Here is a 16,431-nt window from a genome sequence, read left to right as displayed (position 1 = left end):
TAGCCGCTGGTGACTGACGAAATCACCCAGACCCGACCCGTGGGCGCCTTGGTCCACGCGCTGAGCATCCTGCGCTATCTTTCGGCGCGTGGACGGCCCGAAGGCGTCAGTGTCATCGCGCGCGCGACCGGGGTGAATGGCTCGACCTGTTTCAACCTTCTGCGCACGCTGGTGGCCGAGGGGCTGCTGGTCTTCGACGAGCGCGACAAGACCTATCGCCCCGGCCTGGGTCTGGTCGAGTTGGCGGTCGGCGTGCTGGGCGCCAACCCCGCCGACATGATCCGGCCCGAGCTGGAACGCCTGTCCTTGCAGCACAGCGCGCTGATGTGCCTTTGGCACATCACCGGCGACGACCGCATCGTGCTGATCGAGCGTGCCTATGACCCCGCCGCCACCCGCGTCGACCTGCCGATGGGCAAACGCCTGCCCGCCTATTCCGGCGGCGTTGGCCGCGCGCTGGCCGCGCATCGTGGCCTGACGCGCGACGCGCTGCGCGCGCCCTTCGCCGCCTTGCGCTGGCAATTGCCGCCCAGCTTCGACTCCTACGCCGACTCCGTGGCCGAAGCGGCGCGCTTGGGCTACGCTGTCGATCTGGGGGAGCTGTACATCGGCGTGGACGTCGTTGGCTCGATTGTGACCGATGCACAAGGAACCGCCCGCTACGGCGTGTCTTCCATTACATTGGCCGGGCAGATCGACGCCACCGCACGCCACGCCATCGGCGAGGATATCGCCACCACCTGCCGCCGTATTGGCGGCGCGTTATTTGCCACGCCCGGTCCGGGCGCGGCTGTCCGACAGACCTGAGAGGACCCGTCATGACCAATCCTGTCCGCTATGAATCCCACGGCGAGATCGCTGTGATCCGCATCGACAACCCGCCGGTCAACGCCTCAAGCTACGCGGTGCGGGCGGGGCTGGTCGCTGCGGCCGAGGCGTTCGCCAAGGGCCCCGAGAAAGTCGCCGTGCTGATGGCCGAGGGCCGCACCTTCATCGCCGGGGCGGATATCACCGAATTTGGCAAGACGCCGAAAGAGCCCTACCTGCCCGACGCGATCATGGCGCTCGAGTCGCAAGAAAAGCCGGTGGTCTGCGTGATCCACGGCACAGCGCTGGGCGGCGGGTTCGAGGTGGCACTGGGCTGCCATTACCGCGTGATGCTGCGCGGCGCGAAGGTGGGTCTGCCCGAGGTCAATCTGGGCCTGATCCCCGGCGCTGGCGGCACGCAACGCCTGCCGCGTCTGGTCGGCATTGTCTCGGCGGCGGATATCTTCACCTCGGCCCGGCAGGTCAGCGCCGAGGATGCTTTCGCGCTGGGTATCGCGGATGAGCTGTCGAACGCCGATCCGTTCGAGGCTGGCATGGCCTTCGCCCGCAAAGTGCTGGCCGAAGGCCTGCCGGTGCGCCGCCTGTCGGAAATGTCGGTGCCGCCGACCGATGCCGACTCGCTCGCCGCGCTGAAAAAGAAGGTCGCACGCGCCAATCCCGGCCATATCTGCCATCTGCGCGCCATCGACGTCGCTGTCGCCGGAGCCGACAAACCGTTCGATGAAGCGATGCTGATGGAACGCGGTGTGTTCCTTGAGATGATGGCCACCCCGCAGCGCAAGGCGATGATCCACGCCTTCTTTTCCGAACGCAAAACCGCACAACTGCCCGAGCTGAAGGGCGTCACCCCACGCAGCATCCGCCATGTCGGCGTGATCGGCGGCGGCACGATGGGCGGCGGGATCGCGGTCAGCTGTCTGCTCAACGGTCTGCAGGTCACGCTGATCGAGCGCGATGGCGAGGCGGTCGAGAAAGCCCATACCGGCATCGCCCGCACGCTGGCCGACAGTGTGAAACGTGGCAAGCTGAGCGCCGGGGGCCGCGATCAGCTTTTGGCCGACAAGCTGGTGACGACCGATGACTATGAAGCCCTGTCGACCGCCGATGTGATCATCGAAGCGGTGTTTGAATCGATGGACGTCAAGAAAGCCGTGTTCACCAAGCTGGACGCTGTGGCCAAGCCGGGTGCTGTGCTGGCCTCGAACACCAGCTATCTGGACGTGGACGAGATCGCTGCCATGACCAGCCGCCCGCAGGATGTGATCGGGCTGCACTTCTTCTCGCCCGCGCATGTGATGCGGCTCCTGGAAATCGTCGTGGCCGCCAAGACCTCGCCCGAGGTGGTCGCCACCGGCTTCGCGCTGGCCAAGGCGCTGAAAAAGGTGCCGGTGCGCGCCGGGGTCTGCGACGGGTTCATCGGCAACCGCATTCTGAAAACCTACCGCACGGCGGCGGATATCATGGTGCTGGAAGGCGCCTCGCCGTTTCAGGTGGACAAGGCGCTGGTCGATTTCGGCTTTGCGATGGGGCCGTATGCCGTGGCCGATCTGGCGGGCATCGACATCGGCTATCTGACCCGCAAACGGCTGCTGCCCACCCGTCAGAAAGGCGAGCGCTGGGGCGACTGGGGCGACAAGCTCTATGAACTGGGCCGTCTGGGTCGCAAAACCGGGCATGGCCATTACATCTATGATGACGCCTCGCCCAAGGGCCGCCCCGACCCCGAGGTTGAAGAAATCATCGCCGCCGAGCGCAAGGCCAAGGGCATCAACGCCCGCGACTTTACCGACGAAGAGATCGTCGAGCGCTACATGGCCGCGATGATCAACGAGGGCGCGAAGGTGGTCAGCGAGGGCATCGCCCTGCGTCCGCTCGATGTGGATGTGACCAAGCTTTATGGCTACGGCTTCCCGCGCTTCCGCGGTGGCCCGATGCATTACGCCGATCACATCGGGCTGGCGAATGTGCTGGCCACGATCGAGGCTGCCGCCAAGGACGACGCGTTCTTCTGGCAACCGGCCGATCTGCTCAAAACGCTCGTGGCCGAGGGTCGCGATTTCAACAGCCTGAACTGAAGGAACCGGCCATGAGAGAAGCTGTCATCGTTTCGACCGCCCGCACTGCCATCGGCAAAGCCTATCGCGGCGCGTTCAACAAGACCCACGGCGTTACCATCGCCGCCCATGCCGCCCGCCACGCAGTCGAGCGGGCGGGGATCGACCCCGCAATGATCGAGGATTCGATCTGGGGCTGCGCGATCCCGGAAAACGTCACCGGCAACAACATGGGCCGTCAGGTGGTCATCCGTGCCGGTCTGCCGGTCAGCGTGGCGGGCACCACGGTGAACCGCTTTTGCGCCAGCGGGTTGCAAGCCATCGCCATGGGCGCGCAGATGATCACGCAAGACAGCGCGCGGGCCATGCTGGTCGGCGGGGTGGAAAGCATCAGCCTGAACCAACCCTCGCCGCGAAACACGCCCGAGCCGTGGATTCTGGCCAACAAACCCGAGCTGTACCTGCCGATGATCGACACCGCCGACATCGTCGCCCAGCGTTATGGCGTGAGCCGCGAGGCGCAGGACGAATACGCCCTGCGCTCGCAACAGCGCATCGCGGCGGCGCAGGCCAACGGGATCTTCGATGACGAGATCGTGCCGATGGACGTGATGATGGGCGTTCAGGACAAGGCGACGGGCGAGATCAGCGAGAAGGCCGTCACCCTGCGGCAGGACGAATGCAACCGCCCCTCGACCACGCTTGAAGGGCTGGCCTCGCTCGCCCCGGTGCGCGGTGAGGGGAATTTCGTCACCGCCGGCAATGCCTCGCAACTGTCGGACGGCGCGGCGTCGCTGGTCCTGATGGACGCCGGAGACGCGGCGCAGCTGGGGCTGGAACCGCTGGGCGCGTTCCGCGGCTTTGCCGTCGCGGGCTGCGAGCCGGATGAGATGGGCATCGGCCCGATCTATGCCGTGCCGCGCCTTCTGGACCGCGCGGGCCTGATCGTCGATGACATCGACCTGTGGGAGCTGAACGAGGCCTTCGCCAGTCAGGCGCTCTATTGCCGCGACCAGCTCGGCATCGACCCCGAGAAGTTCAACGTCAACGGCGGTTCCATCGCCATCGGCCACCCCTACGGAATGTCAGGCGCGCGCATGGCGGGCCATGTGCTGCTGGAAGGCAAGCGGCGGGGCGCGAAATGGGGCGTGGTGACCATGTGCATCGGCGGCGGCGCGGGTGCTGCCGGCCTGTTTGAAATCTTTTGAGGGACTGAAGACGATGGACCTGAATTACACCGCAGAAGATACCGCCTTTCGCGAAGAAGTCCGCGACTTTCTGCGCGACCAGTTGCCCGCGGAAATCGCCGGTCACGTCGGCGACGGCGAGTCCCTGACCAAGGCCGAATATGACCTCTGGCACGGGCGGCTCAACGAAAAAGGCTGGCTGGCCGGGGCGTGGCCCAAGGCCTTTGGCGGGCAGGAATGGAGCGCTGTCCAGAAGCATATCTTCGAAGAAGAATGCGCGCTTGCCCATGCGCCGCGCATCGTGCCCTTTGGCGTGGCGATGCTGGCCCCGGTCTTGCAGGCCTTTGGCTCGAAAGAACAGCAGGACTATTACCTGCCCCGCATCCTGTCGGGTGAGGATTGGTGGTGTCAGGGCTATTCCGAACCGGGCGCTGGCTCGGATCTGGCCTCGCTCAAGACCCGCGCCGTGCGCGATGGCGACCATTATATCGTCAACGGCCAGAAGACCTGGACCACGCTGGGTCAGTTCGCCAACATGATTTTCTGTCTGGTCCGCACCGACCCCGATGCCAAGGCCCAGCAGGGCATCAGCTTCCTGTTGATCGACATGGACACACCCGGCATCGAGGTCCGCCCGATCATCCTGATCGACGGCGTGCATGAGGTGAACGAGGTCTGGTTCACCGACGTGAAAGTCCCGGTCGAGAATCTGGTCGGCGAAGAGAACAAGGGCTGGACCTATGCCAAATACCTGCTGACGCATGAGCGGACCGGCATCGCGGGCGTCGGCTTTGCCAATGCCGGGCTGCAGGCCCTCAAGCGCATGGCGCATAGTGAGCTGCAAAACGGCCGCCCGCTGATCGAAGACCCGCTCTTTGCCGCGCGCCTTGCCCGGATCGAGATCGACCTGATGGCCATGGCCACCACCAACCTGCGCGTCGTTGCAGCGGCGGATGGCGGCAAGGCACCGGGGGCGGAAAGCTCGATGCTCAAGGTCAAGGGCTCGATCCTGCGCCAGCAGATCAACGATCTGGCCCGCCGGGCGATCGGCCCCTGGGCGCAGCCTTTCGTGGCCGAGGGGCTGGACGACACCAACCTCTACCACCCGGGCCCTGAATACGCCGCCCGCACCACGAACACGTATCTCAACAACCGCAAGATCTCGATCTACGGCGGCTCGAACGAGGTGCAGCGCGGCATCATCACCAAAGCAATTCTCGGGCTCTGAGGAAAACGACCATGGATTTCAAACATACCGAAGAGCGCACGATGCTCGCCGACTCGCTGCGCCGCACGCTGACGCGCGGGGCTGACTGGGCAGCACTGGCAGATCTGGGCGTGCTGGGCGCGCTGTTTACCGAGGAAGAGGGCGGCTTTGGCGGCAACGGCTTCGACATCGCCGTGGTGTTCGAGGAACTGGGCCGCGCCGGTGCCACCGCCCCGGTGATCGAGGCCGGACTGGCAGGCGGCTTGCTGGCCGATTGCGGCCAGTCCGAACGGGTCGAGGCGGTGATCAGCGGCGCGCTGAAACCGGCGCTGGCCTATGCCGAGCCGGGGCTGCGCTATGATACCGGGCCGATCACCACCAGCATGGACGGCGGCACGATCAGCGGACGCAAAAGCTTTGTCACTAATGCCGAGGGCTGTGATCTGCTGTTGGTCACGGCGCTGGAAGACGCCAAACCCTGCCTGTTCGCCGTCGATCCGGCGGACCCGGGCGTGACGCTGCACACCACACCCGCGCTGATGGGCGGCTCGATCAGCGAGATCACCTTCGACCGCGCGAAGGCCGAGAAACTGGGCAGCGCCGAGACACTCGACGCCCGCATCGCCGCCGCCACGCTGGCGGTCTGCGCCGAAGCACTGGGTGCGATGGAAACCGCCAAGGCGATGACGCTGGACTACCTGCGCACCCGCACCCAGTTCGGCCGGCCTATTGGCAGCTTTCAGGCGCTGCAGCACCGCATGGCCGATGTCGCGATCGAGATCGAGATGGCACGCTCGGCGGTGATCAACCTCGCCGGTCACCTGCATGACCACGGCCCGACCCGCGACCGCCACGTCAGCGCCGCCAAGAACCTGGTGGGCCGCACCGCGCATCTGGTCGCCGAAGAGGCGATCCAGATGCACGGCGGCATCGCCATGACCGAGGAATACGCGCTGGCCCCGATCGCCCGCCGTCTGATCGCCGTCGATCACCGCTTTGGCGATGAGGACTGGCACCTCGCCCGCTTCATGCGCCTGAGTGCATGAGCGGTCCCTGGCATGATGCCACCGGCACAGCGAAACTGCTGGGCCTGCGCATTGACACCAGCGGCGAACGCCCGGCGGTGTCGATGCGCGTCACGCAAGACCACACCAACCGGCACGGCAACATGCACGGCGGGCTGATCTCGACCGTGCTCGACACGGCCATGGGGGCGACGGCCAGCCTTGAGCGTGGCGAGGGGGGCAAGATCCCTTTCTCCACCCTCTCGATGACAGTCAACTTCATCGCACCGATGCCGCTGGGCACAATCACCGCCACCGCCCGCATTCTGGGCGGTGGCTTCAAGACCGTCTTTGTTGAGGGCGAAGCGCGCAACGAGACCGGCACCCTGATCGCCCAATCCACCGGCACCTTCAAACGCGCGCCGCTCTGACATCATCTGTCCGCAAATATCCACGGGAGGAGTCCAGAGGAGGGGGCGTGCCCCCTCCTCTGGGCAGGGGGTCCGGGGGGCGGCAGCCCCCCGGCTTGCCCCTTGCCACCAGCGGTAGCCCAGACCATCTTCCCCCCATCACAGGGAGAGCACCATGGTCAAAACCGTCATCATCAAAACGCAAGGCGGACCCGAGGTCCTGACCGTCACCGACCGCCCCGTGGGCGAACCGGGACCAGGCGAAATCCGCATCCGTCACCACGCCGTCGGGCTCAATTTCATCGACTGCTACCAGCGCTCGGGCCTCTACAAGATGGCGTTGCCGCATGCGCTGGGGATGGAAGCGGCGGGCGTGGTTGAAGCGGTTGGTGAGGGTGTGACCCATCTCAAACCCGGCGACCGCGCCGCCTATGCCTGCCAGCCGCCGGGTGCCTATACAGAAGCCCGCGTGATGCCCGCAGCCCAGGTCTGCCCGCTGCCCGACGGCATCTCGTTCGAGGAAGGGGCGGCGATGATGCTCAAGGGCATGACCGTGCAATACCTTTTCCACCGCACCGTGCCGCTGAAAGCCGGGGACACCGTGCTCTTCCACGCGGCCGCCGGGGGCGTCGGGCTGATCGCCTGCCAATGGGCAAAGAGCGAAGGCATCACGCTGATCGCCACCGCCGGGTCGGACGCGAAATGCCAGATGGCACTGGAGCATGGCGCGACCCACGCGATCAACTACACCACCGAGGACTTCGCCAAGCGCGTGCGCGAACTGACCGACGGGCGCGGCGTGGATGTGGTGATGGATTCCATCGGCGCCTCGACCTTTGAAGGCTCGCTCGACTGCCTGCGGCCGGTGGGCATGATGATCTCGTTCGGCAATGCCTCCGGCCCGGTGCCGCCGTTTGATCTGGGCAAACTGGCCGCCAAAGGCTCGCTGCAGATCACCCGTCCGACGCTCTTTGTGCATATTGCCAGGCATGAGGATTGTCAGGCGATGGCCAAACAACTGTTTGGCAAGGTGCTGGCAGGCGATGTGAAGATCCAGATCGACCAGCGCTTCCCGCTCGATCAGGTGCAGGACGCGCACCGCGCGCTGGAAGCGCGCAAGACGACGGGGTCCACGATCCTGACGGTGTGAGTCGGTGGCGGGGGCTGCCGCCCCCGCACCCCTGCCCAAAGGGGAGAGCACGCTCCCCCCTTTGGAAACCCCCCGTGGATATTTAGAGACAGATGATCGCGCGTCAGGCGGTGAAGCGGTCGTCTGTCGGGACTTGCAGGGCGGTGGCGAGGGCGTTGGTCTGCGACGCCATGGCGATGACGGACAGCAGTTCGCCATGCATTTCGGGGGTCATGCCCTTGGCCTTGGCCGCTGCCGTGTGGGAATGAACGCAATAGCTGCAGCCATTCGCCACACTGACCGCGACATAGATCAGCTCCTTGACCAGCGGGTCCAGCGCGCCCGGCCCCATCACCTGTTGCAGGCGCTCCCATGTTGCCGACAGCTGCGCCGGATCATGCGCCAGCGCGCGCCAGAAGTTGTTGACGTAGTCAGTGTGGCGTTTGGCGCGGATGTCGTCGAAGACAGCGCGCGCCTCGGGGCTGGCGTCGGCGTCGGTCAGCAGGGGGACGGTGGACATGGAAAGGTTCCTCGCTCAGGATTGAGCCAGCAGCCTATCCACCCACTCGGGCACGACAAGGGTCGCCGGGCCGAAATGGCGCTCATGGAAGGCGCTTGAGACCTCGGAGCGCTCAAGATTGAGTTCAACGCACTTTGCCCCCGCCCGGCGGGCCTCAGCCGCCAGACCGGCAGCGGGATAGACCTGCCCCGAGGTGCCGATAGCGGCGAAAATCTCGCAGCCGGTGACGGCGTCAACGATGGCGTCCATGTGGTAGGGGATCTCGCCGAACCAGACGACATCGGGCCGGGTCCGGGCCTTTCCGCAGGCCGGGCACAGGTCCGTCAACGCCATCTGTGGCGGCGCGGGCCAGCGGTGCCCGCAGCCCGCGCAGAGCGCCGACATCAGAGCGCCGTGCATCTGGATGACCGCTTGCGACCCGGCGCGCTGGTGCAGATCGTCGACATTCTGCGTGACGATCAGCACCTCGCCTGGCAGCGCCGCTTCCAGCTTCGCCAAGGCGACATGCGCTGCGTTCGGCTCAGCGGCGGCGCAATTGGCGCGGCGGGCGTTGTAGAAATCCGTCACAAGCTGCGGGTTGCGTGCAAACCCTTCGGGCGTAGCGACGTCGTTGAGATCATAACGCGTCCACAGCCCGTCGACATCGCGAAACGTCCCCAGCCCGCTTTCCGCCGAGATCCCCGCGCCGGTCAGAATGACGATCCGCATCGCTCACCCCCGTTGCAGCTTGACCGGCTCGGTGCGCGCCAGCCGCAGGAATTGCGCCATATAGGGCTTGGTCACTTCATCGGCGCGGGTGGCGGCGTAGAGCCGTTTGGTCAGCCCGTGCTCGGTCACCGGCAGGGTCACGTAATCGGCCGAATGCTTGACCTCGCGCAGCACCCAGTCGGGCAGCACCGACACGCCCCGCCCCGAGGCAACCAGCAACAGGATCACCGCCGTCAGCTCGACCGGACGCACAAGGCGCGGTTCGACACGCGCGGGGTTGAGCAGGCCGGTGAAAATGTCCAGCCGCGTGCGGTCCATCGGATAGGTGATCAGCACCTCGTCGCGGAAATCCTCGGCCACGACAAAGGGCTTTTGCGCCAGCGGATGGCTGGACGCTGCGATGAAACGCGGCTCGTAATCAAAGAGCGGGGTAAAGGTGACGCCGTCCAGCGACTCCGGGTCCGACGAAATCACCACATCCACCTCTTCGCGCGCCAGCGCGGGCAGTGCCGAGAAGGCAAGGCCGGGGCGGATATCGACATCCACATCGGGAAAGGCATGTCGGAAGCGTTCGAGCACCGGGAACAGCCATTCGAAACAGGCGTGGCACTCGATGGCGATGTGCAGACGGCCCGACTTGCCCGAGATCAGCGCGCGGAATTCTTCCTCGAGCGCCTCGATCCGCGGCAACACTTCTTCGGCCAGCCGCAGCATCTTCATTCCGGCGGCGGACAGGCGCAAGGGCTTGGTCCGGCGTACAAAAAGCTCGACCCCGGCCTGCTCTTCAAGGCCTTTGAGTTGATGGCTGAGCGCCGATTGGGTGATGTTGAGGATATCGGCCGCGCGCCCGACGCCGCCCGCCTGATGGATCGCGCGGATGGTGCGCAGGTGCCGGAATTCCAGATGCATTATGCGCTCAGCCTCATGGAGATGATGAAAACAATGAATTTGTCTCACAATGGAGCGCATGCAACAAGAGGGCAACACAGGAGTTTGCCATGCCCGCACCGCGCATTTCGTTCGAGTTCTTCCCGCCCAAAACGCTGGATGCCAGCTTTCGGCTGTGGGAGACCACGCGCATGCTGGCCCCGCTGCGCCCCGACTTCGTGTCGGTCACCTATGGCGCGGGCGGCACCACGCGCCAGCTGACGCATGAGGCGGTCACCACCATCGGGCGCTCGTTCGGGCTGAACGTGGCGGCGCATCTGACCTGCGTCGACGCCTCGCGGGCCGAAACGCTCGAGATCGCGCGGGCCTATGCGGCGGCGGGGGTCAGCGAGATCGTCGCGCTTCGCGGCGATCCGCCGAAGGGTCAGGGTCGGTTCCAGCCGCGCGAGGACGGGTTCGCCAGCTCGCTGGAATTGATTGAGGCGCTGAAGGCCGAGGGTGATTTCACCCTGCGTGTCGGCGCGTATCCCGAGCGCCACCCCGAAGCCGGGAATGACGACGCGGATATCGCCTGGCTCAAGCGCAAGTTCGAGGCGGGGGCGGATAGCGCGATCACCCAGTTCTTCTTTGAGGCGGAAACCTTCCTGCGCTTTCGCGACAAGGCGGAAAAGGCGGGGATCGATGGCGACAAGATCCTGCCGGGGATCATCCCGATCGAGAACTGGCACGGCATCCGCCGTTTTGCGCTGGCCACCGGGGCAACGGTGCCGGGCTGGATGGACGACGCGTTCGAGAAGGCGGCACGCGACGGGCGCGAGCAGCTTCTGGCAACAGCGCTGTGCACCGAACTTTGCGACGCGCTGCTGGGCGAGGGCGTGGATGCCCTCCATTTCTACACGCTGAACCACGCGCACCTTACCCGCGACGTGTGCCACGCGCTGGGTGTGACGCCGACAGTGGCCTTGCAAAAAGTTGCCTGACGATTCCAGCGGAGCGCGCGGGCACGCCCGCGCGCGTTGCTTTCTGTGCGTTCTAAGGGGGCTTTCTGCCCCCCTCTTCGCTTTCAGCGAATTCACCCCCCGAGGATATTTGAAGACAGAAAATGGGGGCGGTTAACCAAACGTAAACGCCCCCATTTTCTGTCTCTAAATATCCCGGGGGCGGGCCGGAACGGCCCGGCGGGGGCAGCGCCCCCGAGCGGCGCGAGACCCCTCGATGGGGCCGAGCGCCGCCCTTCCCTTGCTCACCCTTTGAGGTCGGTCCGGTTGAGGTCTTCCAGCAGGTCGAGCAAAGTTTCCATCCGCTCAGCACCGAAGGCGGCTTCAAGACGCTGAAACAGCGCGCGGTTGGCGTCGACATGGTCTTCGATGACCTGTCGTCCGGCCTCGGACAGGGTTACGATCGAGCGGCGTCTGTCATCAGGATCCGTGGCCCGTGTGACCAGCGCCTGTTCGTCCATCGCCTTCAGAATCCGGGTCAGCGAGGGCAGTTGCAGGCAGGCTTTTTCTGCCAGCAGGCTCTGATCCAGCGGGCCTGATTCATCGAGCACGCGCAGCACGCGCCATTTCTGCTCGTTCACGCCGCTGGCGGACAGCATTTCACGCACTGGACCCATGACGGTTTCGCGCGCCCGCAAGAGCGCGATGGGCAGAGAACGGGAGGTCTGGCGCAGGGGCGTCTTGCTCATGGCGCTGCTCTGGCGGATCGCGCTGAACAAATCAAGCATTTTGCTGCAGGCTTGACAGAGGGCGCGCAATAACTTAACAAAGCAATTAATAACGGAGGAGGAACCGTGCCCCATATCTCGATCGAATACTCGCGCAATCTGGAGGCGCGGCTCGATATGCCCGGCTTTCTGCGCGTGGTGCGGGATGCGGCGGTGCAGACCGGCGTCTTCCCGCCTGCCGGTATCCGGGTGCGCGCCTTCGCCGCCGATCATGTCCTGATCGCCGATGGCCAATCCGATCACGCTTTCATCGACATCGGCATCCGTCTGCGGGGCGGTCGCAGCCCTGAGGACAAGGCCCGCGCCACCGCCGCAGTTTTTGCCGCTGCCGAGGCGTTCTGCGCCGACGACCTCGCCGCCAACTCGCTGATGCTCTCGCTGGAAATGCGTGACATCGACCCCGCGCTCAGCCCCAAGACCAGCTCCATCCGCCGCTTCCTGCCCGGAGACATGCAAGCATGACCGATCTCGCCACCCGCCTCGCCCAGCTCGACAGCCATCTCGCCCGGTTCCGCGATGCCGGGATCGTCAATCTGATCAACGGACAGGATGTGCCCGGCTCGGGGGGCAGCTTTGACACCCATTCTCCGGTGGACAATTCGCTGATCTGCTCGGTCTCGCGCTCGACCGCCGCGGATGTGGACACTGCCGCCAGGGCCGCGAAAGCCGCTTTCCCCGCATGGGCCGCGATGCCGGGTAAAGAGCGTAAGGCGTTGTTGCACAAGATCGCGGATGCAATCGTCGCCCGCGCTGACGAAATCGCGCTGTGCGAATGCTGGGACACCGGTCAGGCCTGGCGTTTCATGTCCAAGGCCGCGCTGCGCGCCGCCGAAAACTTTCGCTATTTCGCCGACATGGCGCCCGGCGCCCGGGACGGCCAGACGCTGCAGGCCCCCGGTCAGCTGAACATGACCAGTCGCAATCCCATCGGGCCGGTCGGCGTCATCACGCCGTGGAACACGCCCTTCATGCTGTCGACCTGGAAAATCGCGCCGGCGCTGGCCTCGGGCTGCACGGTGGTACACAAGCCCGCCGAGTTCAGCCCGCTGACCGCGCGACTGCTGGCCGAGATCTGCCGCGATGCCGGTCTGCCGGATGGGGTGCTGAACCTCGTCAACGGCTTTGGCGAGGATGCGGGCAAAGCCCTGACCGAACATCCCGACATCAAGGCGATCGCCTTTGTCGGCGAGTCGAAGACCGGCTCGATGATCATGAAACAGGGTGCTGACACCCTGAAGCGTGTGCATTTCGAGCTGGGCGGGAAGAACCCGGTGATCGTGTTTGAAGACGCCGATCTGGAGCGCGCGCTGGATGCGGTGATCTTCATGATCTACTCGCTCAACGGCGAGCGTTGCACCTCGTCTTCGCGTCTGCTGGTGCAGGAGTCGATTGCCGAAGAGTTCCACGAAAAGCTGGCCGCGCGCATCAAGCGCATCAAGGTCGGGCATCCGCTGGACCCGGCAACCGAGGTCGGGCCGCTGATTCACAAGACCCACTTTGACAAGGTCATGTCCTATGTCGGCATCGGCAAGGACGAGGGTGCTGTCTGCCGCGCCGGGGGCGAGCGGCTGGGCGACAAAGGCTGGTTCGTCACGCCGACCCTGTTCACCGGTGCCACGCCCGACATGCGCATCGCGCAGGAGGAGGTGTTCGGGCCCTTCCTGACCTCGATCACCTTCAAGGATGAGGACGAGGCGCTGCGCATCGCCAATGGGGTGGCATACGGGCTGACTGGCTATCTGTGGACCAATGATCTGACCCGCGCGCTGCGGTTCTCGGAGGCGCTGGAGGCCGGGATGATCTGGGTCAACAGCGACAACGTGCGCCACCTGCCGTCGCCCTTTGGCGGGGTCAAGGCCAGCGGCGTGGGCCGCGATGGCGGCGACTGGTCGTTCGATTTCTACATGGAAACCAAGAACACCGCCTTTGCGCTGGGCCAGCACAAGATCCAGCGGCTGGGGGCGTAAGCCCTCGCCTCCCCCCTAGTTTTTCGTCCGAGAGGAACCGCCATGCCCATTCCGGCACCGAACCTGTACCCGCCGTTCAACATCGTCCGGCTCAGCCATGTCGAATACCGCGTGACCGATCTTGCCGCTTCGCGCGCGTTTTATGTCGATACGCTGGGCCTGCAGGTCACGGATGAAGATGACTCGATCATCTATCTTCGGGCGATGGAGGAACGTGGGCATCATTGCATCGCGCTGCTGAAGGCCGAGGAAGCCTCGGTCGGCGGGTTGGGTTTCAAGGTGTTCGACGAGGAGGAGCTGGACAAGGCCGCCGCGTGGTTCGCAGCACAAGACCTGCCGGTCGAATGGGTGAAGCGGCCGTTCATCGGCCGGGCGTTCCGCACCCGCGATCCCTTTGGCATTCCGCTGGAATTTTACTGCCGCATGGACCGGTTGGCGCCGATTCATCAGCAATACAAGCTGTACCGGGGCGTGAAGCCGCTCAGGATCGACCATTTCAACATGTTCTCGTCGGACGTCGATGCGTCGGTCGCGTTCTATAATTCGATCGGCTTCCGGGTGACCGAATACACCGAGGACAGCGAGAGCGGGAAAGTCTGGGCGGCGTGGCTGCACCGCAAGGGCGGCGTGCATGACGTGGCCTTTACCAACGGCACCGGCCCGCGGCTGCATCACACGGCCTTCTGGGTGCCGACGCCGTTGAACATCATCGACCTGCTCGATCTGATGTCGACCACCGGCTACCTGCCCAATATCGAGCGCGGGCCGGGGCGGCACGGGATTTCCAACGCGTTTTTCCTTTATGTCCGCGACCCTGACGGGCATCGGATCGAGATCTATTGCTCGGACTACATGACCGTAGACCCCGATCTGGAACCGATCCGCTGGGATCTGAAAGACCCGCAGCGCCAGACCCTGTGGGGGGCGCCTGCACCGCGCTCGTGGTTCGAAGAGGGGTCGGTTTTCGAGGGGGCTGAGTTGGTGGCGTCAACGTTGAAAGCGCAGCCGATCATTGCACCGTGACGGGGTGAGGCGGGGGGCTGCTCGCCCCCCGCACCCCCTCGCCCAAGGGGGGAGCACGCTCCCCCCTCTGGACACCCCCCGTGGATATTTGAGGACAGATGATGACGAGAACGCGGTATGCGACGATCCGGGCTGAGGGCCAGCAGCTGTACGGGGTGGTGGTCGAGGGCGGCGTGATGGCGCTGTCGGGGGAGTTTGCGCAGTGGCGAACGCTGCGCGATGTGATCGCGGCGGACGGGTTGGGCGCACTGGCTGCGGCGGCCGAGGGGCGTACGGCGACGCATGCGGACGGGTCGTTCGACTGGGAGATCCCGGTGCCAGACCCCGAGAAGATCCTGTGCGTGGGCGTGAATTTCCCCGACCGCAACGCCGAGTACAAGGATGGCAGCGCGCAGCCCAAATACATGTCACTCTTCCCGCGCTTTGCGCGGAGCTTTACCGGCCACGGGCGGCCTTTGGTGCGCCCGCCGGAGAACCACACGCTGGATTACGAGGGTGAGGTGGTCGTGGTGATCGGCAAGGGCGGGCGGCGGATTGCGGCGGCCGATGCCTATGACCACATCGCCGGCCTGAGCCTGTGCAACGAGGGCACGATCCGCGACTGGGTGCGGCACGCGAAGTTCAACGTGACGCAGGGCAAGAACTGGGATGCCTCGGGCGCGATCGGGCCGTGGATGGTGGCCTTCGAGGACGCCGCACAGCTGGACGGCGCGCGGCTTGTCACGCGGGTGAATGGCGAGGTCCGGCAAGAGGATGTGCTGGCGCGGATGATGTTCTCTATCCGCGAGGAAATCGCCTATATCAGCACCTTCACCACGCTGATGCCCGGCGACATGATCGTCACCGGCACGCCGACCGGCGCGGGCGCGCGGTTCGATCCGCCGAAATATCTGGTGCCCGGCGATGTCGTCGAGGTTGAGGTCGCGGGCATCGGCACGCTGCGCAACGGCGTGGTGGACGAATGACGCCGGACCAGCACAAGGCCGCCGCCGCCGCGCTGTTTGCGGCTGAACAGAGCGGGTCACAGATCGGCCTGCTGTCACGCGCGCATCCCGGTATGGGGCTGGATGATGCCTATGCCGTGCAGGCCGCGCTGGTGGCGCACAAGCGCGCCGCCGGACGCCGGGTGATCGGCTGGAAAATCGGCCTGACCAGCCGCGCCATGCAGGATGCGCTGAAGATCGACACGCCGGATTCGGGTGTGCTGTTCGATGATATGCTCTTTGCCGACGGGGCCGAGGTGCCCAAAGGGCGCTTCATCCAGCCACGGATCGAGGCCGAGATCGCCTTCATCCTGCGTGCGCCGCTGGCCGGGGCCGATGTGACCCGCGATCAGGTGCTGGAAGCGACCGACTATGTCGCCCCGGCGCTGGAGATCCTGGACACCCGCATCCTGCGCGCCGACCCTGAAACCGGCGCACTGCGCAAGGTGACCGACACCATCGCCGACAATGCCGCGAACGCGGGCATCGTGCTGGGCCCGCAACGCCACGACCCGCGCAGCACGGATCTGCGTTGGGCCGGGGCCATCCTGAAACGCGATGGCGTGGTCGAGGAAACCGGGCTGGGCGCGGGGGTGCTGGACGATCCCGCAACGGGGATCGTCTGGCTGGTCCGGCGACTCGCGCAGTACGGTCAGGGGCTTGCGGCGGGCGACGTCGTGCTCTCGGGGTCGTTCGTGCGTCCGGTCGAGGCACCCCCGGGCAGCCGGTTCGATGCCGATTTTGGCAGCTTTGGTCAGGTTTCCCTCAGCTTTGCCCCCGGCTGACGGGTGCGGGTG

Annotated in this window: 17 protein-coding genes; 13 read left to right on the top strand and 4 right to left on the bottom strand. The window is 65.5% G+C overall.

What is annotated here, in order from left to right; translation table 11 throughout:
- The first annotated feature begins 9 nt into the window (after nt 1–9).
- The 7 genes from EAE28_RS19035 (at nt 10) to EAE28_RS19005 (ending at nt 7,840) form a co-directional block, all read left to right on the top strand.
- The gene (locus tag EAE28_RS19035; protein ID WP_127109277.1) at nt 10–807 is read left to right on the top strand and encodes an IclR family transcriptional regulator; all 798 of its coding nucleotides are present in this window, start codon (nt 10–12) and stop codon (nt 805–807) included.
- 11 nt (nt 808–818) lie between these two features.
- Complete coding sequence (locus tag EAE28_RS19030) at nt 819–2,903, top strand: 3-hydroxyacyl-CoA dehydrogenase NAD-binding domain-containing protein (protein WP_127109275.1); 2,085 nt, start codon at nt 819–821, stop codon at nt 2,901–2,903.
- 11 nt (nt 2,904–2,914) lie between these two features.
- Entirely contained in the window at nt 2,915–4,090 is a 1,176-nt protein-coding gene (locus tag EAE28_RS19025; RefSeq protein WP_127109273.1) for an acetyl-CoA C-acyltransferase, read from the top strand.
- A 13-nt stretch (nt 4,091–4,103) separates the two neighbouring features.
- The gene (locus tag EAE28_RS19020) at nt 4,104–5,297 is read left to right on the top strand and encodes an acyl-CoA dehydrogenase family protein (RefSeq protein WP_127109271.1); all 1,194 of its coding nucleotides are present in this window, start codon (nt 4,104–4,106) and stop codon (nt 5,295–5,297) included.
- Nucleotides 5,298–5,308: 11 nt separating this feature from the next.
- Entirely contained in the window at nt 5,309–6,322 is a 1,014-nt protein-coding gene (locus EAE28_RS19015) for an acyl-CoA dehydrogenase family protein (RefSeq protein WP_127109269.1), read from the top strand.
- Nucleotides 6,319–6,711, top strand: a complete 393-nt coding sequence (locus EAE28_RS19010; RefSeq protein WP_127109267.1) for a PaaI family thioesterase — start codon at nt 6,319–6,321, stop codon at nt 6,709–6,711. The genes EAE28_RS19015 and EAE28_RS19010 overlap by 4 nt, the downstream gene beginning before the upstream one ends.
- A 154-nt stretch (nt 6,712–6,865) precedes the next feature.
- The gene (locus tag EAE28_RS19005) at nt 6,866–7,840 is read left to right on the top strand and encodes a quinone oxidoreductase family protein (RefSeq protein WP_127109265.1); all 975 of its coding nucleotides are present in this window, start codon (nt 6,866–6,868) and stop codon (nt 7,838–7,840) included.
- A gap of 103 nt (nt 7,841–7,943) precedes the next feature.
- Here EAE28_RS19005 and EAE28_RS19000 read toward each other — a convergent pair whose 3' ends face one another.
- The 3 genes from EAE28_RS19000 to EAE28_RS18990 are packed head-to-tail and all read right to left on the bottom strand — an operon-like array spanning nt 7,944 to nt 9,956.
- Nucleotides 7,944–8,339 carry a carboxymuconolactone decarboxylase family protein gene (locus EAE28_RS19000; RefSeq protein ID WP_127109263.1) on the bottom strand — a complete coding sequence of 132 codons (396 nt, stop codon included), beginning with the start codon at nt 8,337–8,339 and terminating at the stop codon, nt 7,944–7,946.
- 15 nt (nt 8,340–8,354) lie between these two features.
- The gene (locus EAE28_RS18995) at nt 8,355–9,047 is read right to left on the bottom strand and encodes an NAD-dependent deacylase (protein WP_127109261.1); all 693 of its coding nucleotides are present in this window, start codon (nt 9,045–9,047) and stop codon (nt 8,355–8,357) included.
- Between the two features lie 3 nt (nt 9,048–9,050).
- Nucleotides 9,051–9,956, bottom strand: a complete 906-nt coding sequence (locus tag EAE28_RS18990) for a LysR family transcriptional regulator (protein WP_127109259.1) — start codon at nt 9,954–9,956, stop codon at nt 9,051–9,053.
- 89 nt (nt 9,957–10,045) lie between these two features.
- Between EAE28_RS18990 and EAE28_RS18985 the strand changes: the two genes are divergently transcribed.
- Nucleotides 10,046–10,915 carry a methylenetetrahydrofolate reductase gene (locus EAE28_RS18985; protein ID WP_127109258.1) on the top strand — a complete coding sequence of 290 codons (870 nt, stop codon included), beginning with the start codon at nt 10,046–10,048 and terminating at the stop codon, nt 10,913–10,915.
- Nucleotides 10,916–11,178: 263 nt separating this feature from the next.
- On the opposite strand, the gene hpaR is transcribed toward EAE28_RS18985, so the two are convergent.
- Nucleotides 11,179–11,622 carry a homoprotocatechuate degradation operon regulator HpaR gene (gene hpaR, locus EAE28_RS18980; RefSeq protein ID WP_127109256.1) on the bottom strand — a complete coding sequence of 148 codons (444 nt, stop codon included), beginning with the start codon at nt 11,620–11,622 and terminating at the stop codon, nt 11,179–11,181.
- A gap of 105 nt (nt 11,623–11,727) precedes the next feature.
- On the opposite strand from hpaR, the gene EAE28_RS18975 reads away from it, so the two are divergent.
- The 5 genes from EAE28_RS18975 to hpaH all read left to right on the top strand — a co-directional run bounded on the left by EAE28_RS18975 (nt 11,728) and on the right by hpaH (nt 16,419).
- Nucleotides 11,728–12,123, top strand: a complete 396-nt coding sequence (locus tag EAE28_RS18975; RefSeq protein ID WP_127109254.1) for a 5-carboxymethyl-2-hydroxymuconate Delta-isomerase — start codon at nt 11,728–11,730, stop codon at nt 12,121–12,123.
- Nucleotides 12,120–13,628, top strand: coding sequence for a 5-carboxymethyl-2-hydroxymuconate semialdehyde dehydrogenase (gene hpaE / locus EAE28_RS18970; RefSeq protein WP_127109252.1), 1,509 nt, complete (start codon nt 12,120–12,122; stop codon nt 13,626–13,628). Before EAE28_RS18975 ends, hpaE begins: the two co-directional genes overlap by 4 nt.
- A gap of 42 nt (nt 13,629–13,670) precedes the next feature.
- Nucleotides 13,671–14,651, top strand: a complete 981-nt coding sequence (gene hpaD / locus EAE28_RS18965) for a 3,4-dihydroxyphenylacetate 2,3-dioxygenase (RefSeq protein ID WP_127109250.1) — start codon at nt 13,671–13,673, stop codon at nt 14,649–14,651.
- 101 nt (nt 14,652–14,752) lie between these two features.
- Nucleotides 14,753–15,616 (top strand): fumarylacetoacetate hydrolase family protein, encoded by an 864-nt coding sequence (locus EAE28_RS18960; RefSeq protein ID WP_127109248.1) that lies wholly within the window; start codon nt 14,753–14,755, stop codon nt 15,614–15,616.
- On the top strand, nt 15,613–16,419 hold the full coding sequence (hpaH, locus tag EAE28_RS18955; RefSeq protein ID WP_127109246.1) for a 2-oxo-hept-4-ene-1,7-dioate hydratase: 807 nt from the start codon (nt 15,613–15,615) through the stop codon (nt 16,417–16,419). Before EAE28_RS18960 ends, hpaH begins: the two co-directional genes overlap by 4 nt.
- The last annotated feature ends 12 nt before the right edge of the window (nt 16,420–16,431 follow it).

The sequence above is a fragment of the Pararhodobacter zhoushanensis genome, from assembly GCF_003990445.1.
Classification (GTDB): Bacteria; Pseudomonadota; Alphaproteobacteria; order Rhodobacterales; family Rhodobacteraceae; genus Pararhodobacter; species Pararhodobacter zhoushanensis.
Note: the sequence above shows the minus strand (reverse complement) of the source record. Positions and strands in the feature narration are given on the sequence as shown.